Source organism: Pantoea sp. E2023-21 (assembly GCF_051302795.1).
GTDB lineage: Bacteria > Pseudomonadota > Gammaproteobacteria > Enterobacterales > Enterobacteriaceae > Pantoea > Pantoea ludwigii_A.
In genome coordinates, this window is record NZ_CP195345.1 from 601,835 (window position 1) to 626,479 (window position 24,645).

At 52.2% G+C, this 24,645-nt stretch carries 28 protein-coding genes, 2 pseudogenes and 1 riboswitch; of the genes and pseudogenes, 15 read left to right on the plus strand and 15 right to left on the minus strand.

Features of this window, described 5'->3' with window-relative positions:
* Nucleotides 1–5: 5 nt before the first annotated feature.
* The 4 genes and pseudogenes from ACRQ84_RS21720 to ACRQ84_RS21735 all read right to left on the minus strand — a co-directional run.
* Nucleotides 6–110: pseudogene (locus ACRQ84_RS21720) on the minus strand (ABC transporter permease); the annotation flags it as partial.
* Nucleotides 111–205: 95 nt separating this feature from the next.
* Nucleotides 206–973, minus strand: a complete 768-nt coding sequence (locus tag ACRQ84_RS21725) for an SDR family oxidoreductase (protein ID WP_483818068.1) — start codon at nucleotides 971–973, stop codon at nucleotides 206–208.
* A gap of 73 nt (nucleotides 974–1,046) precedes the next feature.
* Nucleotides 1,047–2,495 carry an acyl-CoA reductase gene (locus ACRQ84_RS21730; protein WP_483818069.1) on the minus strand — a complete coding sequence of 483 codons (1,449 nt, stop codon included), beginning with the start codon at nucleotides 2,493–2,495 and terminating at the stop codon, nucleotides 1,047–1,049.
* Nucleotides 2,492–3,574: a LuxE/PaaK family acyltransferase gene (locus ACRQ84_RS21735; protein ID WP_483818070.1), complete on the minus strand. Its 1,083-nt coding sequence runs from the start codon at nucleotides 3,572–3,574 to the stop codon at nucleotides 2,492–2,494. Before ACRQ84_RS21735 ends, ACRQ84_RS21730 begins: the two co-directional genes overlap by 4 nt.
* A 101-nt stretch (nucleotides 3,575–3,675) precedes the next feature.
* Nucleotides 3,676–3,803, minus strand: a riboswitch (TPP riboswitch).
* A gap of 135 nt (nucleotides 3,804–3,938) precedes the next feature.
* Here ACRQ84_RS21735 and ACRQ84_RS21740 point away from each other — a divergent pair.
* The 3 genes from ACRQ84_RS21740 (at nucleotide 3,939) to ACRQ84_RS21750 (ending at nucleotide 4,781) form a co-directional block, all read left to right on the plus strand.
* Entirely contained in the window at nucleotides 3,939–4,205 is a 267-nt protein-coding gene (locus ACRQ84_RS21740) for a DksA/TraR family C4-type zinc finger protein (protein ID WP_064740255.1), read from the plus strand.
* Nucleotides 4,206–4,289: 84 nt separating this feature from the next.
* Nucleotides 4,290–4,523: a YgdI/YgdR family lipoprotein gene (locus tag ACRQ84_RS21745; RefSeq protein WP_064740256.1), complete on the plus strand. Its 234-nt coding sequence runs from the start codon at nucleotides 4,290–4,292 to the stop codon at nucleotides 4,521–4,523.
* A gap of 27 nt (nucleotides 4,524–4,550) precedes the next feature.
* The gene (locus ACRQ84_RS21750) at nucleotides 4,551–4,781 is read left to right on the plus strand and encodes a YgdI/YgdR family lipoprotein (RefSeq protein ID WP_064740257.1); all 231 of its coding nucleotides are present in this window, start codon (nucleotides 4,551–4,553) and stop codon (nucleotides 4,779–4,781) included.
* Between the two features lie 73 nt (nucleotides 4,782–4,854).
* Here the strand turns inward: ACRQ84_RS21750 and ACRQ84_RS21755 are convergent, their stop codons facing one another.
* From ACRQ84_RS21755 to ACRQ84_RS21770, 4 genes are all read right to left on the minus strand, one after another.
* A complete protein-coding gene (locus tag ACRQ84_RS21755) occupies nucleotides 4,855–5,703 on the minus strand; it encodes a sugar phosphate isomerase/epimerase family protein (RefSeq protein WP_483818071.1) in 849 nt (282 codons plus the stop codon).
* Nucleotides 5,704–5,762: 59 nt separating this feature from the next.
* Nucleotides 5,763–6,761: a 4-hydroxythreonine-4-phosphate dehydrogenase PdxA gene (locus ACRQ84_RS21760; protein WP_483818072.1), complete on the minus strand. Its 999-nt coding sequence runs from the start codon at nucleotides 6,759–6,761 to the stop codon at nucleotides 5,763–5,765.
* Between the two features lie 10 nt (nucleotides 6,762–6,771).
* Entirely contained in the window at nucleotides 6,772–8,067 is a 1,296-nt protein-coding gene (locus ACRQ84_RS21765; RefSeq protein ID WP_483818073.1) for an MFS transporter, read from the minus strand.
* 531 nt (nucleotides 8,068–8,598) lie between these two features.
* Complete coding sequence (locus ACRQ84_RS21770; protein WP_483818074.1) at nucleotides 8,599–9,384, minus strand: MipA/OmpV family protein; 786 nt, start codon at nucleotides 9,382–9,384, stop codon at nucleotides 8,599–8,601.
* Between the two features lie 124 nt (nucleotides 9,385–9,508).
* Here ACRQ84_RS21770 and ACRQ84_RS21775 point away from each other — a divergent pair, with 124 nt between their 5' ends.
* On the plus strand, nucleotides 9,509–10,204 hold the full coding sequence (locus tag ACRQ84_RS21775; protein WP_483818075.1) for a response regulator transcription factor: 696 nt from the start codon (nucleotides 9,509–9,511) through the stop codon (nucleotides 10,202–10,204).
* Entirely contained in the window at nucleotides 10,201–11,226 is a 1,026-nt protein-coding gene (locus tag ACRQ84_RS21780) for a sensor histidine kinase (protein ID WP_483818076.1), read from the plus strand. Before ACRQ84_RS21775 ends, ACRQ84_RS21780 begins: the two co-directional genes overlap by 4 nt.
* On the opposite strand, the pseudogene ACRQ84_RS21785 reads toward ACRQ84_RS21780, so the two are convergent.
* From ACRQ84_RS21785 to ACRQ84_RS21795, 3 genes and pseudogenes are all read right to left on the minus strand, one after another.
* Nucleotides 11,167–11,439 (minus strand): annotated as a pseudogene (locus tag ACRQ84_RS21785) (fuconate dehydratase); the annotation flags it as partial. The gene ACRQ84_RS21780 and the pseudogene ACRQ84_RS21785 sit on opposite strands and share 60 nt — an antisense overlap.
* Complete coding sequence (locus ACRQ84_RS21790; protein ID WP_064741447.1) at nucleotides 11,436–12,284, minus strand: fumarylacetoacetate hydrolase family protein; 849 nt, start codon at nucleotides 12,282–12,284, stop codon at nucleotides 11,436–11,438. The pseudogene ACRQ84_RS21785 and the gene ACRQ84_RS21790, both read right to left, overlap by 4 nt.
* 13 nt (nucleotides 12,285–12,297) lie before the next feature.
* Nucleotides 12,298–13,038 (minus strand): SDR family oxidoreductase, encoded by a 741-nt coding sequence (locus tag ACRQ84_RS21795; RefSeq protein WP_064741446.1) that lies wholly within the window; start codon nucleotides 13,036–13,038, stop codon nucleotides 12,298–12,300.
* Nucleotides 13,039–13,233: 195 nt separating this feature from the next.
* On the opposite strand from ACRQ84_RS21795, the gene ACRQ84_RS21800 reads away from it, so the two are divergent.
* From ACRQ84_RS21800 to ACRQ84_RS21810, 3 genes are all read left to right on the plus strand, one after another.
* On the plus strand, nucleotides 13,234–13,986 hold the full coding sequence (locus ACRQ84_RS21800) for a FadR/GntR family transcriptional regulator (protein ID WP_483818077.1): 753 nt from the start codon (nucleotides 13,234–13,236) through the stop codon (nucleotides 13,984–13,986).
* A gap of 216 nt (nucleotides 13,987–14,202) precedes the next feature.
* Entirely contained in the window at nucleotides 14,203–14,595 is a 393-nt protein-coding gene (locus ACRQ84_RS21805) for a VOC family protein (RefSeq protein WP_483818078.1), read from the plus strand.
* Nucleotides 14,596–14,667: 72 nt separating this feature from the next.
* On the plus strand, nucleotides 14,668–15,063 hold the full coding sequence (locus ACRQ84_RS21810) for a VOC family protein (protein ID WP_483818079.1): 396 nt from the start codon (nucleotides 14,668–14,670) through the stop codon (nucleotides 15,061–15,063).
* 245 nt (nucleotides 15,064–15,308) lie between these two features.
* Here ACRQ84_RS21810 and norR read toward each other — a convergent pair whose 3' ends face one another.
* Nucleotides 15,309–16,829: a nitric oxide reductase transcriptional regulator NorR gene (gene norR / locus ACRQ84_RS21815; protein ID WP_483818080.1), complete on the minus strand. Its 1,521-nt coding sequence runs from the start codon at nucleotides 16,827–16,829 to the stop codon at nucleotides 15,309–15,311.
* A gap of 151 nt (nucleotides 16,830–16,980) precedes the next feature.
* On the opposite strand from norR, the gene ACRQ84_RS21820 reads away from it, so the two are divergent.
* The 6 genes from ACRQ84_RS21820 (at nucleotide 16,981) to ACRQ84_RS21845 (ending at nucleotide 21,085) form a co-directional block, all read left to right on the plus strand.
* Nucleotides 16,981–17,241, plus strand: a complete 261-nt coding sequence (locus tag ACRQ84_RS21820) for a hypothetical protein (protein WP_483818081.1) — start codon at nucleotides 16,981–16,983, stop codon at nucleotides 17,239–17,241.
* 4 nt (nucleotides 17,242–17,245) lie between these two features.
* The gene (locus ACRQ84_RS21825; RefSeq protein ID WP_483818082.1) at nucleotides 17,246–17,479 is read left to right on the plus strand and encodes a DUF2526 family protein; all 234 of its coding nucleotides are present in this window, start codon (nucleotides 17,246–17,248) and stop codon (nucleotides 17,477–17,479) included.
* A 13-nt stretch (nucleotides 17,480–17,492) separates the two neighbouring features.
* On the plus strand, nucleotides 17,493–17,855 hold the full coding sequence (locus ACRQ84_RS21830; protein ID WP_483818083.1) for a TehB family protein: 363 nt from the start codon (nucleotides 17,493–17,495) through the stop codon (nucleotides 17,853–17,855).
* Nucleotides 17,856–18,055: 200 nt separating this feature from the next.
* Nucleotides 18,056–19,525: an anaerobic nitric oxide reductase flavorubredoxin gene (gene norV / locus ACRQ84_RS21835; protein ID WP_483818084.1), complete on the plus strand. Its 1,470-nt coding sequence runs from the start codon at nucleotides 18,056–18,058 to the stop codon at nucleotides 19,523–19,525.
* 4 nt (nucleotides 19,526–19,529) lie between these two features.
* Nucleotides 19,530–20,675 carry an NADH:flavorubredoxin reductase NorW gene (gene norW / locus ACRQ84_RS21840; protein WP_483818085.1) on the plus strand — a complete coding sequence of 382 codons (1,146 nt, stop codon included), beginning with the start codon at nucleotides 19,530–19,532 and terminating at the stop codon, nucleotides 20,673–20,675.
* 131 nt (nucleotides 20,676–20,806) lie between these two features.
* A complete protein-coding gene (locus ACRQ84_RS21845; RefSeq protein ID WP_483818086.1) occupies nucleotides 20,807–21,085 on the plus strand; it encodes a hypothetical protein in 279 nt (92 codons plus the stop codon).
* Nucleotides 21,086–21,495: 410 nt separating this feature from the next.
* On the opposite strand, the gene ACRQ84_RS21850 is transcribed toward ACRQ84_RS21845, so the two are convergent.
* The 3 genes from ACRQ84_RS21850 to ACRQ84_RS21860 all read right to left on the minus strand — a co-directional run bounded on the left by ACRQ84_RS21850 (nucleotide 21,496) and on the right by ACRQ84_RS21860 (nucleotide 23,670).
* Nucleotides 21,496–22,224 (minus strand): SDR family oxidoreductase, encoded by a 729-nt coding sequence (locus ACRQ84_RS21850; RefSeq protein WP_483818087.1) that lies wholly within the window; start codon nucleotides 22,222–22,224, stop codon nucleotides 21,496–21,498.
* On the minus strand, nucleotides 22,224–22,715 hold the full coding sequence (locus tag ACRQ84_RS21855) for a nuclear transport factor 2 family protein (protein ID WP_483818088.1): 492 nt from the start codon (nucleotides 22,713–22,715) through the stop codon (nucleotides 22,224–22,226). The genes ACRQ84_RS21850 and ACRQ84_RS21855 overlap by 1 nt, the downstream gene beginning before the upstream one ends.
* 208 nt (nucleotides 22,716–22,923) lie before the next feature.
* Entirely contained in the window at nucleotides 22,924–23,670 is a 747-nt protein-coding gene (locus tag ACRQ84_RS21860; protein ID WP_007885093.1) for an SDR family NAD(P)-dependent oxidoreductase, read from the minus strand.
* A gap of 178 nt (nucleotides 23,671–23,848) precedes the next feature.
* Here ACRQ84_RS21860 and ACRQ84_RS21865 point away from each other — a divergent pair, with 178 nt between their 5' ends.
* Nucleotides 23,849–24,427, plus strand: a complete 579-nt coding sequence (locus tag ACRQ84_RS21865) for a TetR/AcrR family transcriptional regulator (RefSeq protein ID WP_483818089.1) — start codon at nucleotides 23,849–23,851, stop codon at nucleotides 24,425–24,427.
* The last annotated feature ends 218 nt before the right edge of the window (nucleotides 24,428–24,645 follow it).

The window sequence follows — 24,645 nt, forward strand, 5'->3', positions numbered from 1 at the left end:
GTCATCAACCCAATCGTTTTCTCAATCACCAGTAATACCAGCAGCGCGTAGCTGATAAAGATCACCGAAATCGCATTCACCGTCGGATCAAAAGTCTGATCGATGTAATGAGCTCCCAACTATTCGATTGTCACCGCTGGCATGTTCCCGGTGAACAATGCGCAAAAAGGCAACTCAGTTTTACCCTGAATGGCGACCCCACGGGTTAATTCATCACTAATCCGCCATCGACGTATAACGTTTGCCCGGTAACAAATTCGCTCCAGTCGGAGGCCAGAAACAGTACCGGGCCGGTGACATCTTCCGGGCGCGCAATGCGGTGCAGCGGCGTTTGCGTGGTGAGGAGATCGCGCACCGCTTCACGCGTTGCCTGGCTGGCATCGGTGGGATAAACCAGGCCGGGCGCGACGCAGTTAACACGAATGCCCAGCGGCCCCAGTTCCGTCGCCAGCGTACGGCTAAAACCGGTCAACGCGGCTTTAGCCGTGATGTAATCGTGATACGGCACTGAGGGACGCGCCACCAGATCGCTGGTCAGATTAACGATGCTGCCGCGCACTCGCGTACGCATTAAAGGCAGCGCCGCCTGGCAAACGTTATAAGCGGCTTTAACCGAGCCATCGAACTGCGACTGATATCCTGACCACGCGGTTTCCCAGAAACGCGGACGATTCTCGGTGTCGAAAACGTAAGGCGCAAAGGCATTGTTGATCACCGCATCGAGTCGGCCGGTCGTGTTGACGATTTGCTCCATCATTGCGTAGACCTGCGGCTCAGACGTGACATCTGCGGCAATCGCCAGCGCGTCTCCGCCCAGTGCGCGACACGCCTCAACCACGCTTTTAGCCGCCGCAGCATTACGCAGATAGTTCACCATCACAAACGCGCCTTCTGCGGCGAACGCTTTAGCAATTGCCGCACCAATACCTCGGCTGGCGCCTGTCACTAAAACTGTCTGGTTGGAGAATTTCATGTTTTGCTCCAGTAGAAATAAGATCTTATATCGTCACGCGCAATATACTGCACCGCTACGGTGCGGGGCCACGTTAGTCCGCATAGGGGGCGTAATGTTCGGCGGCCGTTTCTGCGCCCTGCTCAATTTCCGTGATGGTCACCAGATCGAGCAAACTAAAACGCCCGTCGTGATGCCAGCCCGCTTCCGGCGAGGTCATATTGCCAAACCCGGCGATGCGGGTGACGCCCACTTGCCCGAGCAGAGCGGAGATGCGGAACAACGCCTGCGGCGCGGCCGCTACGCCGGCGGTTTGCAGAAAATGCCGCTGCGGCGCCAGCAAATCGATCACCTCATTCAGCGCATCAACTGACACCACTTTTAACGTGCGCCCAAGGGCGCCAGGCAATAACGCTTCCGCGTGATCAACGCTCACCACCGCCCAACTCTCTGTCGCATCGCCATACAGCGTGCGATCGCCACGCAGTGCGCGAATCTCCTCGCCATTACGCCACGCGGCAATACTGTTCGTCTCTTCGCTAGCCAGCGGACGGCGGGGATGTTTATGCGCCAGTGCGGCAAGTTCATGGGCGATATAGCTGGCGAACTCATTTGGCGACACCTTACCGCCGCGTTCAACAAACAGCATCTGCGGCGAGTAGCAACCCGCCTGGTCGTAACGCATCACGTCGTGAGCCACGCGACGCGCCAGTTCAGCGCCCTGCCGTGAATTCAGCGCTGAATTCGCCACTAGCCCAAAGCTGATTTTGTGGCCGTGTGGCAGAAAGCGGGTGGTGACAGGCAAACGCTGTTGGATCGCCGCCAGCGTTGAGTTTCCGCCATAAGCCACCACCGCATCGGGCTGGCGCAGCCACGTTGGCTCGGTTTGCGCATCGCCACCTTTCCACCACACTACTGCGATGCACTCGCCCAGTTTTGGGTCGATTTCCGCCAGCAATTGCGCGAACCAGCTCGCCATCAGTGGCTCATTGCCCGGCAGTTTGCCAATGGTGCCCGCTTTGACCAGCAGACCGCAGATCAAACTCCACAGCGGCAAACCGGGCACATTACCCGCCCAGATGTGCATCAATAGCTGCGGGCCAAATGCCCGCGCGAAACCGCCTTTAGGGCGCGGTTGGAAATCGTCGAGCATTTGAGGATCGGCGAAATCTTCCGCCAGAAAGCGTTTCAGCTGCGGCTGGCGGAAAGTTTTCAGGTAGCCGGTGAGGCCAAGGCGCACCATTTCGGCATCGTAACCGGTGATAATCGGCAGCAGCTTTTCAGCCTTGATACGTAACGGATGCTGGCGATCAAGTAGTCGCACTACCGCTTGATCAACGACGGCAATGATCTGCGCGACGCTTAGCTGGCAGAGGTAGGCGCGGGCGTTGGCGCGGATGCGCGCAGAAAGAGCGTTTATCTGCTCATCATTGAGTTGCGGAACGCAAACCTCAAGATTTTCGCCGTGATGGCTGAAATTCAGCGTGTGCCACTGCACGTCATCAATGGAAAGGCCCGGCAGATGACCGGCAATTTCTTTCACAGCGGAGCCCGCGCGCCGGCGAGAAACGCATCCATGGTCAATGAACAGCCTTTGGCATCAGCACCGGTCGCGCGTCCCAGCAGATGAAATCCGCCAGGCACGATCGCACCGGCATCTTCCGTTAACAGGGCGGAAACCGAGTTGAAATGCGCCAGATCGTGATGCACCAGCACGCCAATCTCGCCCTCCGGCACATCATCACCGGTAAGCGGATTGACCACACGCGTGCGGATCCAGTGCGGTCCTGATTTCACCGGCGGGCAGTGTTCATTCCCCGAGTCGTAGAATTGCGTGCTGATTTCGGTCATACCGTACATGTTGATGCAGTGTTGGCGCGGAATGCCGAATGCGGCGGCGAGCGATGCGTAGAATTCTTCCGCGCCCATTTCGCGTGACTGGCCCTTAAACCCGCCGGTATCCAGAATGCGACTGCCTGCAGGCAGCGAGAAGCGCCGCTGCTGGCGCTGCATTTCATCGAGCAGATGCACGAAGCTGTAGCTTGCACCCAGCAGCGCATACGGCTCGCCGCGAGCTTCGGTCTGCTCCAGCGCGTTGAACAGAAGTTCGGTTTCGAGACCCTGCTCGCCCACCATCACTGCACTGTCTGGCGTACCACATTCCTGTAGCGCCACATCGAGATAGGTAGCCAGCGAGGAGTTCGGCATCACCACCGGGTCCGGGAACAAAATGCCCATGCGGATACGTGCTCTGCCTGCCATAAAGCGGCGGCGGAAGTTGAGCAGCATTGAATGTTTCCACACTTCCAGCGTTGGGTGGTAGCTGCGCCCTTTTACCGTGCCGGTAGTGCCGCTGGTCATAAAAATGGCTGCCATTTCGTCGACGGGTCGGCAGCTGAGGGTCAAATCTTTAAAGGCGGTAATCGGAATGGCGGGAATATTGCGCCAGCTTTTCACCGTCAGGGGCGTGCGGCCACGCTGGATGGCGAAGCGGCGATAAGGTGGGTTATGGGTGAACTGGTAGGCGAAGATTTCAAGGGCCAGCTGGTTGAAATCGTCGTCTGAGGCATCTTCGCGCTGCAGGAATGCCAGCAGAGCCTGGATGATTTGGGTTTCGTTCATGTGCATAGCCACCTTTGCGATTGCGCAGAGACTCCCAGGCATCGCCTGAAGAGCGCGAACTGTCCGCTACAAAGCACAAAGAGGGAATCAGGGCGTACTGTCGCCCTGCGGTTCCGCATCCCTACGCCGGTATTAGCCGGATCAGGTTCGGAGGGTCACTACGTTGCCAGCGCAGACACGCCAGCCGGTAGAATCTCAGCCCCTTAACAGAGCACCCCTTGGAACAAGCCGCAGTCTAGGGTGGCGCCCGAGGATGTGTCAACCCTGTTAAATGTGGTGGCGTTTTACGCAGTCATTCCCACCTGCCCGGCATTAATCGCGCCGTGTCTTATACTTTTCCTATACGTTTTTATGGAGGTGAAGTATGGCTGGCGGTTGGTCGGAAGACGGTGCGGTTCACAAACAAATTGATGCCACGGTTGATGATGCGGTAGCCCGCGCCCGCGAAAATCTCGGTCACGGCGAAAGCGCCGAGTTTTGCGATGAGTGCGGTGAACCGATCCCGGAAGCGCGTCGCGCGGCGTTAGCGGGCGTGCGTTATTGCGTGAACTGTCAAAGCAAGATGGATAAAAAACAGGCGGCGAACAGCGGTTACAATCGTCGCGGAAGTAAGGATAGCCAGTTGCGTTAATACCACGCTTTCTGGCTGTTTCGGAAAAATGTTCTAAGCTATTTAGGTAGTTAAAACTTATTCCACTGAAAGGAACTCATCAAGATGAAAAAAACAGTATTAGCAACCGCATTTCTTGGCACCTTTATGGCAATGACATTGTCAGCGTGTTCTTCTAATCAGGCCATTAAGACTACCGACGGACGCACTATCGTGACGTCTGGCAAGCCGCAAATCGACAGCGACACGGGCCTTGTTTCCTACAAGGATGCGCAAACGGGTAAAACTGAGCAGATCAATCGCGACAAGATTACCAACATGAGCGAACTGGATAATTAATATCCTTATAACTGTCTGGAGAGACTAATGAAAAAATCAATTTTGCTTTCTATTACTGCAGTGATTGCCCTGTCCGCACTAACCGGATGTACGCGTACTTCCTACGCTATCCACACCAATGATGGTCGCACCATCGTAACTGATGGCAAACCACAGGATGCGGAAACCGGCCTGCTGGGTTATGTCGATGCCAATGGCGTGAAGCAGCAAATGAATAAGAGTGACGTGAAAGAGATTTCAGAAATTCCTAAGAAATAATCTGACTGAATCCGCACCGCTGAAAGAGATTGTCCTTCCAGCGGTGCGGATTTAACGCCCTGCTATGTCTGCTTTAGCCAGCGTTGCGCTGCAGTCCATCGATATACCTTTTACTCTCCCTCAGCACCTCAACAATGCGTTCAAGTTCCACTGGCGCGCCACTGCGTACCGGCATGCTGTTAGCCAGCCGATGCATGCGCAGCGGAATTTCTAACGTACAAGGAATATCTCTCTCAGCCAATGCGTTAAGTAACGGTTGATAATCCAGCAAACCCTGACCGATGGGTGGAAAGTAAAACTCTGCGCCCTGCTTAAACACATCTTTAATGTGGCAATGCCGCATCTGCGGCAGCAACTGCATCATTTGCTTTATCGCATCAGCTTCGGGTCGCAGCGACACCATGTTGCCGGCATCGCCATTAAAGGCTACCGCCGCGCTACCCACCTCTTGCAGCAGTTGTTCACCCTTGTCTGCCAGCGCAAAGGCATCATAATTCGTGTCACCGCCATTTTCGATCAGTAAGCAACACCCCGCCTGCTCAAGATGCGGCGCGATCTGCCGTAGATGACTCACCAATACCGCATAATCCTCACGCTTTGCCGTGCAGGCATTGAGCAGCTTGACGCCAATCGCCTGAGCAAAACCAATGCGCGTTTGCAGGAATTCGACCGCTTCTGGTCGTGCGAGGTTAAAGGTGCAACCCAGCGCCAGCGTTTTCAACTGATGCTTGTTCAGCAAGGTAAGAATGCGTTGCGCATTCTCCGGGCTAAACAAGCTGTCATCAAGATCGCCAACATAGCCTTGGTTATAGGCCAACTCAACGTAGTCGTAACCAAGTTCGCGAATGATACCGAAGGCGAGGTCCATATCGTGCCCGTCGAAAATCGCGGTGTTAACACCGAGTTTGAGGGGATGAGGCATAGCACGCTTTCTCCTTATATCGCTGCACCCCGACAACATATTGGGGTGCTGAAGCCATCTTAAGCGGCGCTGGTTGCCATACGCACTAGCAAGCGGAAGGCATTCTCAAACGCCGATGGCGTGGCAAGATTTTGCCCATATAAGTTGTATGCGGTGCCGTGATTGGCGGTCGCGATCGGAATCGGCAGTCCGCCCTGCACGGTGATGCCGCGCTCGAAGCCAAGCATTTTTAACGCGGTGGCGAACTGATCGTGGTACATCGAAACCACAGCATCCAGTTGCTGTGTTTCTACCGCTTTGTAAGTGGTATCGGCCGGGTAAGGGCCATAAACATCAATACCTTGCTCTTTGGCCTTCGCCATCGCCGGTTTAATGATGGTTTGTTCCTCATCACCAAACAGACCATTCTCACCGCCATGTGGATTCAGGGCCTGCACGGCAATTTTCGGCTTAGCAATGCCCGCCTGACGCAGCGTGCGATCCATCAGCGCAATGGTATCGACGACGCCTTCAACACTCAGGTTCTTCACGATATCGCGGAAGGGAATATGCGAGGTGGCGCGTCCTGCCCAGAGGTTATCCACCACATTCACCTCACAGCAGAAACTGTCCCACTTCAGTAATTCAGCGAACCAGTGTAATTCATCGCGGTGCTGCAGCCCGCCCATATGCATCGCTTGCTTATTCAACGGCGCAAAACAGACGCCTTGGGTTATGCCCTGCTGTGTCAGTTCCACCGCGCGCGCCAGCGTTTCCAGGATATACACGCCGCTCTGCTCGCTGGCATTGCCATAGTCAAAAGGCGTACGCGTAGACCAGTCATGATTGAGCAGTAACGGTTTACCCAACGTGAACGTGATGTCTGCGGTATCAGTGATTTCGTCATAATCGAAACGCTGGCCAGCAATGGCCATGCCTTTTTCCAACTCCTGACGGTCGGCAATGATAATGACGTTAGCCAACTCACGTAGCGCTGACTGCGATAGCACTTTCGCCACCAGTTCAGGGCCAATACCTGCTGGATCGCCCAGCACCAGTGCAACAGAAGGTTTTTTCATCAGGATTTCCTCAGTGATAAGCATTATTTGCGGGCTGTACTTCACCGCGTGAAGGGGAATCTTCAGATAACGGAATGTCTGGGCGCATAAAGAAGGTGAGCACGATGCCGACCATTAACAGCACAACCGAGCCATAAAACGGCAGACTCCAGTTGCCCGTTCTATCAATGATGATGCCAAACAGAATCGGTGAAATGATGCCCGCTACTGCGGAACCCGCATTCACCAGGCCGCTGGCCACGCCAACGTACTTGGGCGTGATCTCCATCGGTACCGCCCAGATGGGGCCAATGGTCAGTTCGAGGCAGAAGAAAGCCAAGCCGAGACAGGCGGTGATCACAGTCATGTTGGTTGAGCTGATTACCGGAATGAGCAGCAATCCGGCGGTCAGGAAGCTGAAAATAATTACGTTACGTCGCGCCGCCACTACATTGCCGGTACGTTTCAGAATTTTGTCACTCACGATGCCGCCGACCGTATTTCCCACCACACCGGAGAGAAACACTGCCGAGGTAAAGAGCGCGGATGATTTCAGATCCATGCCACGACCATTCATGAAGAACGTGGGAAGCCAGGTAAAGAACAGCCAGCCTGTCCAGCCGTAGCAGAAATAGACGCCCATGGTTGGCCCGATCCGCTTAATTAACGCTTTCCAGGGCGTGGGCGCTTTGACTTTGTCTGTCATGTAGGCGTCGAGTTTTGGCAGGATCTTGCGCTCCTCCTCGCTCATATCGGCAATGTGATGCGGGTTGTCGCGAAAGCCCGCAATCCAGAAACCGAGCCATACGGCGGTGATCACGCCCAACGCAATGAAGGAAAAACGCCACGAGTGCATTAACACCAGCAACGCGACCAGCGAGGGCGTGACGGCATTACCAAAGCGGGAGAATGAGTGAGTGATACCTTGCACGAAGCCACGTTTCTCGCTGGAGAACCAGAATGTCATGGCGCGTGCTTGTGACGGCAATGCCGCGCCTTCACCTACGCCAAGCAGCATGCGTGACAGGAACAGCGACGCGAATCCCCCGGCAAAACCGGTACAAAGGGTCGCGACCACCCAGATGCTGCCGCAGATAATGATGGTTTTGCGTGCGCCGAAACGGTCAACAAACCAGCCACCGATAATCTGGAACACTAAATAGGTGTAAGCGAAGGCAGAGAAAATGAGCCCGAGATCGGTGTTATTGAGGCCAAGATCCTGCTTAATCAGCCCTGCCGCCGTCGAAAGGTTGACGCGATCGACGTACATCAGAAATGACAGGGCGCAGAAAAGCGCCAGCACTTTCGTACTGTATCGGTTTTTCATGGATGAACCTTTTAGGTTTAGTTCAGAGTTTGTAAACGGCGCTTTGCGCAAATGAACGAGCGCTGTTCATTTGTTTATTTTATCGCTTATTTTTTGCCTGCTCATTGTGAGCGGCATCACAATAAGCCTGCTAAGTAATTTTTAGCGCTCAAGGTGTGATCGTCCTCTCAGCAATGACCTGTGGCAGTGAACATATGCACAATCAACCACTAAGCGGATAACAAAAGCTCATTTGATTCGAATTACGATCTGTTCCTGCAGCGTACATATGCGCAGTGAAAGGAACTGTTGGCGGGCTGTATGAGTTCAGGTATTCATGCTGAGATGAGGGGGTTTGGCGACTGCTGCACGTCAGGTAGCGGCGCGATTTATCGCGCCATAAAGGGCGCGGCTACAATACGTGTCGCTTTTCATCTCTCCGCTTTATTCAGCAACGTAGATAAGATAGATAGCCAGATGCACCATGGCGCAAACGCTAATAACCACCAGCAATGTCAGCACACCTTTGTCAGGATTCATCATGTGTGGTCCCTAAAAAGCGTACGTCACTGCGACGGTTCCGGTTAGCTGGTTATGCCTGAATACGATTGGGCTGTCTGCCGCGTGATCGTCTAGCCACGTATAACCCGCGCTCAGCGCGCCGCCCCAGTGCTGAGTAAACTGATGACTCCACGTCAGGTCAGTTTCTACCCCATAAAATCCGGCTGCAGGAGAGTAAGTCGCATAGCCACTCTTAGCGCTTTGACGCGCATTAACGCCGTACCAGGTTTGCATGTAGCGCGCGTCACCAAACAGCGCGGAAGTCTGCAATGAAAGGCTATCTTCTTGGTTCTGAAGCGGAATCATCGTTAGCGAGGTGCGATAATTGACTCCCTGACTGTCTGTCAGCGGCAGCACGGCTTTTGCTTCAAGAATCAGCCACGGGGAGACCGCCCAACCGGCCGCAATACCGGTATTCAATGTGGCATTGATTGTACCCATGCCCCGTAACGTGTCAGCGCCATCGCGCCAGTCCGAATCCTTGTCCGTCCTGCCCATGCCATATCCCAGCGTATGCTCCAGATACAGGCCGCTGTCGCTCTGCAGATCGTAACCCAGGCCCTTTTGCGCATCGAAGAAAAATGCGCCCTTTCTGGCCTGCAGCATCGGCACCGCTTGCCAGCGTTGCTTATCTGCGCCGCTGTATTGCGGCGTGGTCTGCGCACCCAATCCCAACATCACCCCATCCTGCGATGTGCTGTCATCTGCACGCGTGCTGGCACTGAAACTGGCCACGAGTAAACAGCCACTGTACAGCGCCTTTTTTCTGGTTATCATCGTGTCACCTCAGTTACCCATCTGTTTTTAGCCCCTTGCCCGGGCGTTGCGTCACGGATTGCAGTATCCCGAAGCTTTATCAATAAAGTGCCAGGGAATTATGAAGAAACGGTCAAGGTGAGCCATGAACAACAGACGAGTATTGGTTATTGAGGATGATGCAGACGCAGCAGATGTGCTAGAGGCTTATCTGCTGCGTGAAGGCTATGCGGTGCAGATTGCCCCTAACGGCCTCAGCGGTCTGGAGCATGTTGATAGGTGGAAGCCCGATCTGATTCTGCTCGACATCATGCTGCCTGGCATGAACGGAATCGAAGTGCTGGCAGCCGTGCGACGCCGTGGTGATACGCCGGTGATCATGATTACCGCGATGGCGGACACGCCCGACAGAATTAGCGCTCTGCGTTACGGCGCGGATGATTACGTGGTGAAACCCTATCATCCGGGTGAAGTCGTCGCGCGCGTGCAGGCGGTACTGCGCCGCAGTCGCGCACCCTTCGCTGAGGATGAGGTGCTGCGCTGGCAGGCACTTGAAGTCAACACGGCGGCAATGACCGCACTGGTCGCGCAACCAAATAAGCGGCCAACACGCGTTGAGCTGACGCCGACAGAATTTTCCCTGCTGGTTACCCTAATGCGGGCGCCAGTGCGCGCACTTAGCCGTCAATATCTGATCGAAACCTGTATACCTGAGAGTGAGGCGCTGGAAAGAGTAATCGATACCCACGTCTACAATCTGCGTAAGAAGCTCGAAAGCGCGGGTTTGTCAGAGATATTACTCAACGTGCGTGGCGTGGGTTATAGGTTCAGGCAGCCATGAACAAGTCACCTCCTCAAACGCTGTGGCGCTGGATTTGCGTGCGTATTTTGACACTGGCTATCATCACGGTGATTGCCGTCGCGGGGATTATGTTTCTGCGCTTTGCGCTGCAAAATCTGTGGATCATTCACCATATGCCACCGGAAATGCGCCAGGAATTTCTGACGCTGCGAGCGCATCCGCAAACCAATCTGCCGCGCTTTCATGAAATCGTTGATGAACGCTGGGGCGTACGCTACTCCGATCCTTCGGTCGGCGCCGCTGACTGGCTGATGGTGATCATACTGATTTTTATCATTACGCCGTTTGTTGCTTTCACCGTTTTGCGCTACGCCCGTCCGCTGGCGCTGCAGTTTAGCCACCTGAAGAAAACCGCTGATCGGGTATCCGAAGGGCAGTTTGGCTCCTCCGCCACCATCGTCAACAGTGCCCCGGCGGAGCTGTTGCACTTCGCACACGACTTTAATCGCATGAGCCAGCAGCTGGCGCTGTATGATCGCGAACTCCGCGCCTCACATGTGGCGCTGGCACACGAATTACGATCGCCGCTAACGGCCGCCATTGGGCGGTTACAAGGTCTGCTTGATGGCGTGTTTCAGCCCGAACCGCAGCAGCTGGAAATGATCATGAAGCAGCTGCGCCACATGAGCCGACTTATTGATGAGCTTCACCTGCTGTCGCTGGCCGATGCCGGGCAACTCAATCTGGATTTGCAGGTGATAAATCCCGGTGAACTGGCGCGGGAGCGCGTGGCCTGGATGCGACCGCAAGCCGAGGCAAATGGCATGATCATCAGCGTGGCCGCAGACAGCACGCTCACCTGCCGCGCCGATTCCTTCAGGTTGGGCCAGGTTTTTAGCGTGTTGATTGAAAACGCCCTGCGCTATGGCAAACCTGCGGGCCAGTTGCAGATTACCGCCCGCGCGGTGCCGGGTGGCTGCAGTATTGAGTTCAGGGATGATGTCGCGCCAGAATTGCCCCATATCGGCGGTAATCGACTCCAACTGGCGACCAACAATTAAGTGTTCCAATGCGCGTATCGCCGCACAGCAAATTTCATTACCGCGTCCAATGGTGAAGGTGAGACCGTGGCCGCTGATCGCCACATTATCCGTTTCAATAATGACGTAAGCGGCTGAATAATCTGGGTCTGGATTCATCGCATCTGAACCATCGAGATGTTCGGAGGTCGGAAAACGGATATCTTCTACGCGCAGTGCGGTAAGCCTGGTCATTCTTCGCTGCCCTCGGTGATTTGACGCTGCTCGCCAAGCCCGGCGATGCCTAACCTGATGACCTGCCCCGGACGTAAATAGACCGGCGGTTTCTGCCCCATGCCGACGCCCGGCGGTGTGCCGGTAGAGATGATGTCGCCCGGCTGCAAACTCATAAAACGGCTAAGGTAACTAATGATGTGCGCAACCGAAAAGACCATGGTGCGGGTATTACCGTTTTGATAGCGCTTGCCATCAACCTCCAGCCACAGATCGAGTTGCTGCGGATCGGCGATTTCATCCGCGGTCACCAGCCAGGGGCCAATTGGGCCAAAGGTGTCGCAGCCTTTGCCTTTGTCCCATGTGCCGCCGCGTTCAATCTGGTATTCACGTTCTGAGACGTCGTTAACCACGCAATAGCCCGCGACATGTGACAGCGCATCCTCTTCGGCGATATAGCTGCCGCCTTTGCCGATTACCACGCCCAGTTCCACTTCCCAGTCGGTTTTTACCGAGCCACGAGGAATGCGCACCGCGTCATTTGGCCCGACGATCGCGCTGGTCCATTTGCCAAACACCACCGGCTCTTGCGGAATTTCAGCACCGGTCTCTGCGGCGTGATCGGCATAGTTCAGGCCGATACAGATAAACTTGCCAACACGTCCAACACAGGCACCAATGCGCGGCTGTCCACTGATTTTGGGCAATTCGCTGAGTGGCAGCTGGCGTAGCCTCTCCAACTCGGAGGGCAGCAGTGCATCGCCTGCGATGTCATCGATAAAATGCGACAAATCGCGCAGTTCGCCCTGTTCATCCACCATTGCCGGACGCTCTTTACCCGGCTCGCCCACACGTAATAATTTCATTCTTCCCCTCCTGTTAGTTACTCCAGCCGCCATCGATGATCTGTGCGGTACCGGTGGTATATGCGCTGGCATCGGACGCCAGATAGGCCGCCAGATAAGCGATCTCCTCGGTGGTACCGATACGCCCAATAGGCTGACGCGCAACAAAGGCGCGATAAACTTCCGCTTCGCTGCGACCTTCTGCCTCAGCCTGCGCGGCAATGCGCTGGCGCAGCGAAGGCGAATCGATGGTGCCGGGGCAGATGGCGTTGCAACGGATCCCTTCACCTATGTAATCCGCCGCTACCGAGCGCGTCAGACCAATTACCGCGGCCTTGGTGGCGCTATAGGCAAAGCGATTGACCACGCCTTTTACGCTTGATGCCACAGATGACATGTTGATAATCGATCCCTGCTGCTGTTGCAGCATCGCGGGAAGAAACGCCTGAATCATGCGAAACATTGCCGTGACGTTAAGATCGAGCGCGAACTGCCACTCCTTTTCGCTGCACGCCAGCAGGCTGCCGCTATGCACAACACCTGCACAGTTGAAAAGCACATCAAGCGTGCCCAGCTCCTGCGCCGCCGCGCTAATCGCCTGACGATCGGTAACATCCAGTTGATAAGCGCGGATACCGGGTAAATTTTGTAGCGCTGTAAGGTTTATATCGCTGGCGATAACATCTGCGCCCTGCTGAGCAAAGTAGCGCGCACTGGCCAACCCGATGCCCTGCCCGGCGGCGGTGATTAACACGCGTTTTCCGGATAAATTCATTGCATTTCCTCTGGTCCAAAGATCTAATGGTCAGGCCATTAAAAGTAAGTTTTTACCGCTTGAGTTAGCAAAATAACCCTGGCTACTTTTTCGCTGACGCATTACGTTTTATTGACAATTGCGTAACATTGACAAGTGCCCTGATGATTATTTGTGCATCTGATCACTTAAAATATTTAAACAGGTAGCAGTGCGATGCCGATAAAAAAGATGGAAAACCCCAGGCTTTACAGACAAATAGCTGATCAACTGATCAAGTTGATCGACAACAACGAATTTCCTCCCGGCAGTCGCTTGCCAGCGGAACGTGAATTGGCCGAGCAGCTGCAGGTAAGTCGTGCATCAGTGCGTGAAGCGTTGATCGCACTGGAAGTCATTGGGCTGGTGGATGTTAAAGTCGGCAACGGTGTGATTGTAAAAGCGCGTTCCAGTACGCAGGAGCCGGTAATGGTGCAGGCCGGACGCGATCAGTGGATGGAACCGGACGATGAACTGGGTATCAACCTGGATTTTTCCACCGAGTTGCCGCCATTCTCCTTGCTGCAAGCGCGCCGCCTGATCGAGCCAGAGGCCGCAGCGCTAGCCGCGGTGCATGCCAGTGAACAGGAACTGGCGCTGATCCGCGCGGCGTACCAACAAAACTGCGAGGATAACCGCGCGCAATCGCGTACCCATCCCGGCGACCGCCTGTTCCATATCCGCATTGCCCAGGCGAGCGGCAACCCTGCCTATGGCTTTATCATCGGCCACCTGCTCGGTCATCGCTATGGCAGCATGTTCCGCATGTTACAGGCGCACTATACGCCCAGCGATATGCCGTCGGATTCGGAATCTGAGCACATGGCGATTCTCTCGGCGCTTGAAAAACGTGATGGTAAGGCAGCGAGAAGCGCGATGAAGAAACATATCGACCGGGTAATTGCGACATTTGAGCGGGTGCAGGAGTGAAAATGTTTGAATTGAAAACAGAAGAAACGGGAGAGTTTTAGCGTTGATGTCCGCTTGGTGCCAAAAGCGGACGTTGTAAACGACTGCTATGTTGAATATCTGAAGCCGCCATCGATGAGATCTTATGGTAAATCGAGTGTTGTCATGTGCTTGGTGGGTTGTTTATCAAAAATGACTAAGAGAGTCTCTTTGGTAATAACAATCAGGGTGGCGACTGTGAAGATAACGAAGATTGACCACATACACGTATACGTCGAGAACATTGAACCGGCAGAACGCTGGTACCAAGAGGTTCTTGGCTTTTCCCGCGACGACTCGCTGTACTTCTGGTTTGAGCAGGGAGGGCCGCTAGTTATCAGAAATAACGGCGCATCACTTTCCCTGTTTCTCAGGAAAAATCAGCATCCCGGTCATACGGTGGCTTTCGCGGTAGAAGCGGCTGCGTTTTTCAGTCTTGTGCCTGCTCTCAACGCTAAAAGCATCCCGTTTACCGTATGCGATCACGATGTATCTATGTCCGTGTACTTTAAAGATCTTAGCGATAATAAGATTGAGCTGACCAGCTATGAATATCTTCAGGCAAAGCTGCTATTGGAGAACGTTGTATAGCTTTCTCCCTTAACTGAAGTCGGAGCGCAACAGGGGTGTTATGGTAAGTCAGGTTAAGAAAGGGAGATGTTTATGGTATTGCAGCACATGAGGATAGCCAGACCTGTCAGCGCACTCAGCAAAAGCTGTGAATTGTACTGTAACGGGCTTGGGTTAGAAAAAATCGGCGGTTTTACTGACCACGATGGATTCAGCGGATATATGTTAGGACTGAACGGCTTATCCTGGCACCTTGAGTTTACCCAGTACCATGATCATCCGGTGATACCTTCGCCCTCAAATGAAGATCTTCTGGTTCTGTACATTCCTGAAAAAGATAGCTGGCGAATTACCTGTGAAAATATGGATGCTGCTGGCTTTACCAGGGTTAAATCATTCAATCCTTACTGGGACCGCAATGGCGTTACCTTCGAGGACATAGATGGATACAGGGTTGTTATTCAAAACATGCACTGGGGAGAGTGCTGAGATTATTTTTCGGCCGAGTTGTTATGTTTAATGTGGCAGAACTACCCTGTCGTAATAACTTTGACGTCCGCTTTTTGCTCATAGCGGACCATCCCCTCCAGCGACCACTTAGTGTCAGCAAGAAAGCTGCTAACAACATTTATTTTGAACCAATGGAGAGCAGGCCGCATTTTCTTTGCCCTATTTAAATGTTCCAACATCCAGAATAGATAAATTTCACACCTGTTTTCGATTAACATTACCCTTTATTTCAGTCCCAGTTTGACTGCCAGCCGATGAAGATTACCCGGATCCAATTCCAGTTTTCTAGCCGCCTTAGCCCACACCCGATCGCAGCTTTCATAGGCCTGTTTAATGTAGCCGTACTGAAATTCACGCGTCGCCTCGTTGAGGTTCATCACTGGCGAGATTAGCAACGTTTTGATCGGCTCTGCCTGAACGGTCCCGCTATCCTGCAGTTGAAAATGTTGCGGAAGCAGAATGACTTCGCCGTTGCGTGATTCGGTCTGCGCGATGATTACGGCACGATATATGGCATGTTCCAGCTCGCGCACATTTCCCGGCCAGCTTGCGGCTTGCAGCATAGCGCGGCAGCCAGCACTTAACGCAACGCTCAACAGGCCAAATTTCACCCGACACTTTTCACAGAAATAGCCCGCCAGCAGCACGATATCGTCACGACGTTCATTCAGCGACGGAACGAACAGCGGGAAGACGCTAAGGCGATGATAAAGATCAGCCCTGAATTTACCATCGGTCACCGCCTTGCGCATATCGAGGTTAGTTGCGGCGATAATGCGCACATCAACGGTAAGCGGCTTATCTTCGCCCACCCGCTGCAGGTCGCCGTACTGCAGCACGCGTAGCAGCTTGGCCTGCAGCGAAAGCGGCAACTCTCCAATCTCATCAAGAAACAGCGTCCCTTTATCCGCCAATTCGAATTTGCCCGGCCGATCGTGAATGGCGCCGGTGAACGCCCCTTTGATGTGGCCAAACAGCTCGCTCTCCGCCACGCTTTCCGGTAGGGCTGCACAATTCAGATAAACCAGCGGCCGCGCTGCGCGATGAGAATGTTGGTGAAGGGCCTGAGCAACCAACTCTTTACCGGTGCCGGTTTCGCCCATGATCAACACGCTGAGATCTGAGGGAGCAACCACCCCAATCTGTTGTTTGAGGTGGGTTAACGCCGTCGAATCACCAATGATCTCCACCTCTTCACTCTCTTCACGTCGGTGTGGTGGCGGTGTAAAGGATGAGGCGGGTTTTTCTAAACGTTCCATTAGCAAGGCATTATTCAGCGCACCCGCCGTCAGGCTCGCCAGCACTCGTAACTCTTCATCGCTGTAATCATCAAATTGAGTGGCGTTAATGCCATCTAGCGTTAGGGCGCCGATCAGCGTTTGCCCGACAAAAAGTGGCATACCGACGCAGGCGTGGACGTGTAAATCGCCTTGGTCGGGAATCAATCCATCATAGGGATCGGGTAAATCACTGTCGGCGGGAAAGCGCACCACATCGCCAGCCCGCGCGATGGCCTCAAGCCGTGGATGAGCATCAAGATTGAATCGCCGCCCCATCACATCCGGTGCCAGACCCGCGGTGGCCAGCGGACGAAACTGCTGATTCTCGTAACGTAATAGCGCGGTAGCGTCACAGTTTAGCGCGCCGTGGATGCAGTTAATCATCCGCATAAACCGGTCGCGGCCATGCACTCCATTTTGGATATCAACAGCCAGTGCCGCCAGCGTCTGAACAGAAAGAGTCATATTGTCACCTGCACATGAATTGTCTCAAAGACAAGCAAAGACATTGTATTTAACACAACATAAAATTATCCATTTGATTAAAATCAACGTGTTATGTAATGGCACGGAATATGCCTTATCAGATTAGATAATGTAGCTCAGGAGTATCACCGTGTCAGAACAACTAAACAGTCAGGCGCTTAGCGCACAGCAAATTGCATCGGCCGCTGATGCCCTGCGTTGGGCAGCATTTGGTAGTGGCAGCCGCGGGCTAGTGTTCACGTATCGACAAACGTCCCCGGAACGCCTGCATTTTGAAACCGAATATGCCGGACGAAAAGCATGGGTCGATTTGGATATCCCTTACACCCCTCTTTCACTCATCGTCGCTGGTGCGCTGCTGTTGCAACAGCTGAATACTTATGTCGGATAACACCATGAATCATTTAAATGAAGTCATCAGAACGGTTGATGACACCATTCGCAATAATGTCATTCACGATATGAATGGGCTGCTGTGCGAACTCAGCGACGACCATCAGCTCACTCGCGAAGAGCGCTTCACCCAACAGCAGCGTCTGCGCGTGGCGGTTTTTAAACACAGTAGCGAGAAAGAAGAACTCGCCGAGCAGCGCCGTAACTGGCTCACGCAGGGCGGCATCATCTGTTAACAGGAGGCCCAACATGGCTCATATCATCCCTCAACATTTTGCACACACTCGCTCAACGCCTTTCTGGGATAGAAAGAGTGTGCCGCAAGCGCTCTTGACCCATCACAACACGAAAAAAGGCGTTTATGGCAGGCTTTCAGTTATGCGCGGTGCAGTGAAATATTATGGTTTTGCTGGTGAACACCAGACAGCACACGAAATGGAAATCACCATTATCGCCGGGCAGTTTGGCATCAGCCCACCGCAGTACTGGCACCATATTGAGTTATTAAGTGATGACACTTATTTCAATATTGATTTTTTTGCTGACCCAGACGTTGCTTTAGAGGGCAACGGATTTGAGCGCGAAGTTCATATTCCAGAATCGTCCAGGTAAAAACATTACTGACCCGCTGCGGCGGGTTTTTTTATGCCTGATGCATTGTCATTAATACATCCACATGTCAGTTACACAACATTATTTATTGTATTTTAAACAAATCAAAATCTGTAATTATGTATAAATCAATGAGATAAATTTTGGCACGTCTGATGCAATAACGAGTGTGAAACCACTTTACGCTAACAGGGCATCAAATGAATATTCACGTAAAAAACAACATTTTTTGGGTCGGCAAACGTGACTGGGAAGTTGAGCACTTTCACGGCAAAGAGTACAAGATGCAGCGGGGCACCAGCTATAACAGCTATCTTATTCGCGAAGCCAGGAACGTCCTGATCGATACGGTTGATCTGAAATTCCGTACTGATTTTGTTAAGAATCTGGCAGAAGAAATCGATCTGAAAAAAATCGATGCCATCGTAATTAACCATGCAGAAGAAGACCATTCAGGCGCACTCGCCGAACTGCTGGCGCTGATTCCAAACACGCCGATTTACTGCACCGCTAACGGCGTTGATTCCATCAATGGTCATCACCACCATCCCGAATGGAATTTTAACGTGGTTAAAACCGGTGATTCGCTCGATCTCGGCAACGGCAAAAAACTGATCTTTGTTGAAACCCCGATGTTGCACTGGCCAGACAGCATGATGACTTACATGACAGAGGACGCCGTGCTGTTCAGTAATGATGCCTTCGGCCAGCATTACTGCGATGAACATCTGTTTAACGATGAAGTTGACCAACATGAACTGTTTGATCAATGCCAGCGCTATTTCTCCAATATCCTGACGCCTTTTGCGCGTCTGGTTACCCCAAAAATCAATGAGATACTCGGCTTTAATCTGCCGGTCAGCATGATTGCGACTTCGCATGGCGTGGTGTGGCGCGATAAACCCACCCAGATTGTAGAGCTGTACCTGCAATGGGCTGCGGATTATCAGGAAGATCGCATCACCCTGTTCTACGACGCCATGTCTAATAACACCCGCATGATGGCGGATGCGATCGCCGAAGGTATCCGCGAAACCGATCCGCGCGTTGCCGTGAAGGTTTACAACGTCTCCACCCACGACAAAAACGAAATCATCACCTCCTGCTTCCGTTCCAAGGGCATTTTGGTCGGTTCCTCCACCATGAACAATGTGATGATGCCGAAGGTGGCGGGTATGCTGGAAGAGATTACCGGCCTGAAATTCCGCAATAAACGCGCCTCCGCGTTCGGTTCTTATGGCTGGACCGGCGGAGCGGTGGATCGCGTTGCCACTCGCCTGCAGGATGCCGGTTTTGATATGACGATTGCGCTCAAAACCAAGTGGCGTCCTGACCTCTCCGCGCTGGAAGAGTGCCGCGAGCATGGCCGCAAAATCGCCCGTGAATGGGCGCTCTCGCCGCTGCCGGTAGCCATCGTCGCAGCGAATACCACCGCTGCGGTTATGGCAGCTTCCACATCCATAAACCAGGATGGCGTCGGTGTGGTAGAAGCGGGTGAGGACATCGGACAGAAAATGATTTGTACGGTTTGTCAGTGGGTTTATGACCCGGCCGAGGGCGAACCAAACCAGGATGTCCTACCCGGAACCGCATGGGAAGCCGTGCCAGACGATTTCTTATGCCCTGGATGCGCGCTGGGTAAATCCGTGTTTGATCCTTACGAGGGCTGAGTCCATGTCAGCAGACATTGTGATTGTTGGCTCAGGCTTCGCCGCCCGCCAGCTGGTCAAAAACATCCGGCATCTGGATAAACATGTGCCGATTCGCATCATTGCGGCCGATAGCTGTGATGAATACAACAAGCCCGAACTCAGTCATGTTTTCAGTATGGGTTATCGCGCTGAGGCACTCACTCGACAAACCGCAGCGGAGTGGGCGGAAAACCAGAACATCATGCTGCATCCTTTTACCACGGTTTCGCGCATTGATACGGCAGCAAAGGTTATCAGAACTCCCGCTGGCGATTACGTCTATGGCAAACTGGTGCTTGCTACTGGTGCCGAGGCCATCGTTCCGGCGATAGAGGGCAGTGATCTGATCTTCACGCTGAACAGTCAGCAGGAATACCGCCGCTATGACAACGCGCTGATAGATGCGCATCGAATATTGATGGTCGGCGGGGGTCTCATCGGCACAGAACTCGCGATGGATTTTAACCGTGCAGGTAAAGCAGTAACGGTAATAGACCGCAGTAACGGCCTTCTATCGGCGCTGTTACCGCTGGAAATCAGTGCTCGTCTGCAAAACCGTTTGATGAACAACGGGGTAGAGTTTCTCTTCAGGCATGAACTCACCAAAATCTCACGGCATGATGATTTACTGGAGGCAACGTTCAGTAACGGACAGCGGAGGATTTTTAACGCCGTGGTCTGTGCCATTGGCTTACGCCCTAATCTTACGCTGGCGCAGAGTGCGGGAATCGAAACACGTCGTGGAATTGTGGTTGATGACACTCTCGTCACCTCGGCTACCGATGTCTACGCCCTGGGTGATTGTGCAGAGATTCAGGGAAAACTGATGCCCTATCTGCAGCCCGCTACCCTTGCGGCAATGACACTGGCTAAAAACCTTATCGGTCACGACGCCAAACTGATGCTGCCAGCCATGTTGATTAAGGTTAAAACGCCGGATATGCCGCTTCACCTGGCGGGCGATCCCGCGAACGCAGCTTATCACTGGGATATGGCGTTATCCCCGTCAGGCATTATTGCTCAAGGCCGTGATGAAGACGGGGCATTACGGGCATTTGTTGTCAGCGAAGAGCATATGAAGCTGGCATTCAGTATGTTGAAGGACATCAAACTGTCGGGCACATCTTAACCCAAGCATGTTATTAACAGACGATCGGACGCATTTAGGTTCGCTAATTGAAGCGGCGATGGTCCTTGCATCAACCAGGCCGGTAATCCACCGGCCATTGCTTCCAACTCAATATTAAAGGATGTGGCACAATGAATATGCCTGAAGCCCCAGCAGTAACCAATATTACCTTGCATAACCCCTCCTCTTGCACATGCGGGAGAATTATTTGGTTAACCATGCACTGTGATTCCTTCGCCATGAATATGGGAACATGTGACGTTGATGCACGCATTGATGCAAGTATTGGAATGATTTCTCAGCGTAAAATGTTCCCACCTGAAATGCTCAAGGAGGCCGTTGCGGCGATATTTTGGGAAATGTGGAATGCGTGGAAGCCAGCAGAAGGCATAAAGGTTATGGCTGAATAATAAACAACACCTAAGCCGCATTTTTAATAATTTTCGATCAGTGCCAGTAGTGGACATCGATGAATGTTACCGTGGATTGAACGCCGCGAAATTTCTCTCAGTATTGGCGTTATCAAAAAACAGACTGTGCCTTGCCGTTGTTCAGGCCTTCCGCCGTTATGCCTCTGACAAAACCAGTAATCTGAACAATCGTTGTATAATGCGCGTCCCTTGCTTCACAGCTTTTAGGGGCTGGCGGGTGCATCCTTGCACGTCACGCCTTTTTATCATCCATGGTTCGGTGGGTTCTTGTGCTCAACACGGCCATTCAGAGAATGATGAATTGTCGGTCATTCAATCCCTGGCTTTAGCTGTTGTAAAACTTACTCATCAGCTTCGGTTAAGCCAGCAAATATCCAACAAGAACTCCACTACCAGGGCTGACGACCATGGCTGCCAAAAAAACCACCCGTCGGCCCATCTGATTCCGTTAATGCCATTTTTATGGCCGTAATGGCTCCCTCATCTGGCGTCAGAAAACCCGTATTGCCATTTAAATCGGTCTGCACATGGCCGGGTTCAACGGCATTGACTTTAATACCCATAGGTTCGAGTTCTTTCGCGAATGAAACGGTAACAGCGTTCAGAGCAACCTTTGAAGAGGTGTAACCTAGCAGGTTTACGCTTGAATATATTGAAGTCGGATCGGTAATTAGCGTTAAGGATCCTACGCCGCTGCCCATCATGACAATCCGCGCATTGCTGGACGCTTTAAGCAGAGGTAGGAAAGCCTGTGTTACCCGAATCGGGCCAAATAGATTAACTTCATACACCGCTTTCAGATCCTCAATACTGACCTGGCTTGGGGGGATATTAATATCATTGATGATGCCGGCATTATTAATAAGGACATCAAGTGATGCGACTTTACGCGAGAGTTCATTAACGGCATTGGCCACGCTTGCTTCATTCGAGACATCCAGTTCAAGTAATCTGACGTCAAGACCTTCCTGGATTAAGCGTTCAACGGCTTCTTCACCCCGCCTGCGGTCGCGCGCGCCCATCCAGACGGTCATACCTGCCCTTGCCAGACCTTTGACGATTGCAAAACCAATACCTTTATTGCCTCCGGTAACGAGAGCGTTCTTTTTAGTGTCCACTACGCCTCCTCAGCCTGTGAACGGGCGGCAGAGTTGCCAACATGGAACTGAAGATTACCCATCAAGCGCGGAACAACGTTGCGGGATGTAAAGCGCCACTGGCCGTCATGTTTCTCAAAACTGTCGAAATAGCGCCCAGTACAAATTGGCTGCAATGAAAATCCATCCAACTCCTGATGAACGGTGAAATAGCTGATGCTCGTTGCTGTATCACCGGCCGGCGAGATGTCTATCAGTGCATTTGAAACGTTATGCGACGTCCGGGGCGTTCCGTCTTCATGGCGCTGAACGCCATGGATCAGAAATTGTTCAACCTCTTCGCGGCCCTGTGCAGTATCACTTAAAACGATAAATTCGGAATGCTTGAACAACTCAGCGTTTTCAGCAAATTTCCCATCATCCAGATTGTGGACATAGATAGCCAGCAAACGCTGGATTTGTAATTCATCGATATAATTTTGAATATTTTCAACTTTGTTAAAGTTAGTCATGATTAGAACTCCTCAGGATAGGATTAAATTCCACATTCTTTTAAAAGCGAACGGGTATAATTAACTTTATTTGATAACAGACTCAGAAAGCGTGAAAATGACAACTTCAGCCCAGCAGTGCAGCAAATGTATTGCTCACATTAAATGATGAAGAACGTCACTCGGCAGATGAGATATAATTGTTAGCCTCTTCGCTACATTAAAAATATTAGATCTGCGATGCACCGCCATCAGAAAATATTTCCGCGCCATTGATATAGGCGGCATCCTCACTGGCAAGGAAAGCAACCGCTTTTGCAATTTCGCTTATCTTCCCAATGCGCCCGATTGGGCTGCGGTCTCTTAACGATTGCAAAATTACGTCCACAGGCTGTGGCAGGAAGTCGCGTAAAGACTGCGTATCAACCGGGCCCGGACTGAGAACATTTATGCGAACGCCTGAACCTTTAATATCCAGTATCCAGCTACGTACCATTGCGCGTAATGCGGCCTTGGTACCGCCATAAATACTCATCCCCTCCCCGGGATTAATTGAGGCCGTCGATCCTGTAATAACAATGCTGCTACCGGGTTTCATCAGCGGTAAGGCTTTCTGCACGGTAAATGTAATACCTCTTACGTTGGTGGTGAACTGACGATCAAACTTCTCAGGAGTAATTTGCCCGAGTGGTTCAATTTCTCCCATGCCTGCATTAGCGATTAAAATATCAATACGACCAAATCGGGATTTAATCTGCTCATAAAAGGTATCCAGATCGGGGAGGCTTGAAACATCCAGCTGAACCTGACTCGCATCAGGGCCTAAAGTACTGACTGCCGACTCAAGTTTATTTTTATTTCGGCCAGTAATGATTACGGTTGCACCGCGTGCGGCAAGCTCTTGCGCGATACCCAGACCGATGCCGGATGACGCACCGGTTACAACTGCGATTTTGTTCTGGAATGACTGAGGCATGGTGATGTTTCCTTTCTGGTAGTGATTGATCATGTAGTGATCACTACATAGAAAGAGATTCATTCACAAGCTTTATTTTAATGGATATTTATAAATCCATTAAATTCAATCATATAAATTTAACCTTTGATGCTTTGTCATTTAGCGTTTACTATATAAATAGTATTCAGGAGGTGAGATGACGCAGGTAAACAGGCAGCGACGCCCTGCTTTTAATCGCGAGGCTGGTGTGGCCATCGCACAGGCGCTATTTCATGAACATGGCTATGACGCAGTGAGCATTGCTGACCTGACTCAGGCGTTGAACATTAAGCCACCCAGTTTTTATGCTGCGTATGGCAGTAAGGTGGGTTTATATGAGAGGACACTGGAACGTTACGCACAGGAGAGCGCGCTTCCTCTACATAAACTTTTATCACCCGGGAAATCTGTTGCGGAAGGTGTGGAAGCTTTGCTTACAGCAGCAGCCAGACAATACGGGCGTCATACACATCAGCGTGGTTGTTTGGTTACTGAGGGCATGCGCGCTGATGATAAAGATGCCCGGGAAGTCGCCTGTAAGATAGCTCAGCCAGGAACTACAGCCATTCATAACTGGCTTATGGCTAAGTGTCCTCAATCAGCTGAATGCCTTACAGACTTTATTGTGGTGACACTGAAAGGTTTATCTTCTGCGGCCTATCAGGGCATGTCTCAACGCAGACTAATAGCAACAGCAAAAATGTCTTCTCAGGTTGTTTCTGCACATGCTAAATAGTATTGAGCTTTTGGGTCGCATAAATTAATCCGTTCGTTCAAAAGGCTCTATTATAATTTTAAAATTACATTTCCCCTGATTATTCATCACCTATAGTGGTAAGGGGATAACTTATAAATCGTTATTGAAAAAAGAGCGCCTCTTTTTCTCTCACAGCCGCCTTGAAGACCGTACGTAATGCCCGCTGAGCCAACAACGGACATTACAAATGATTAGGC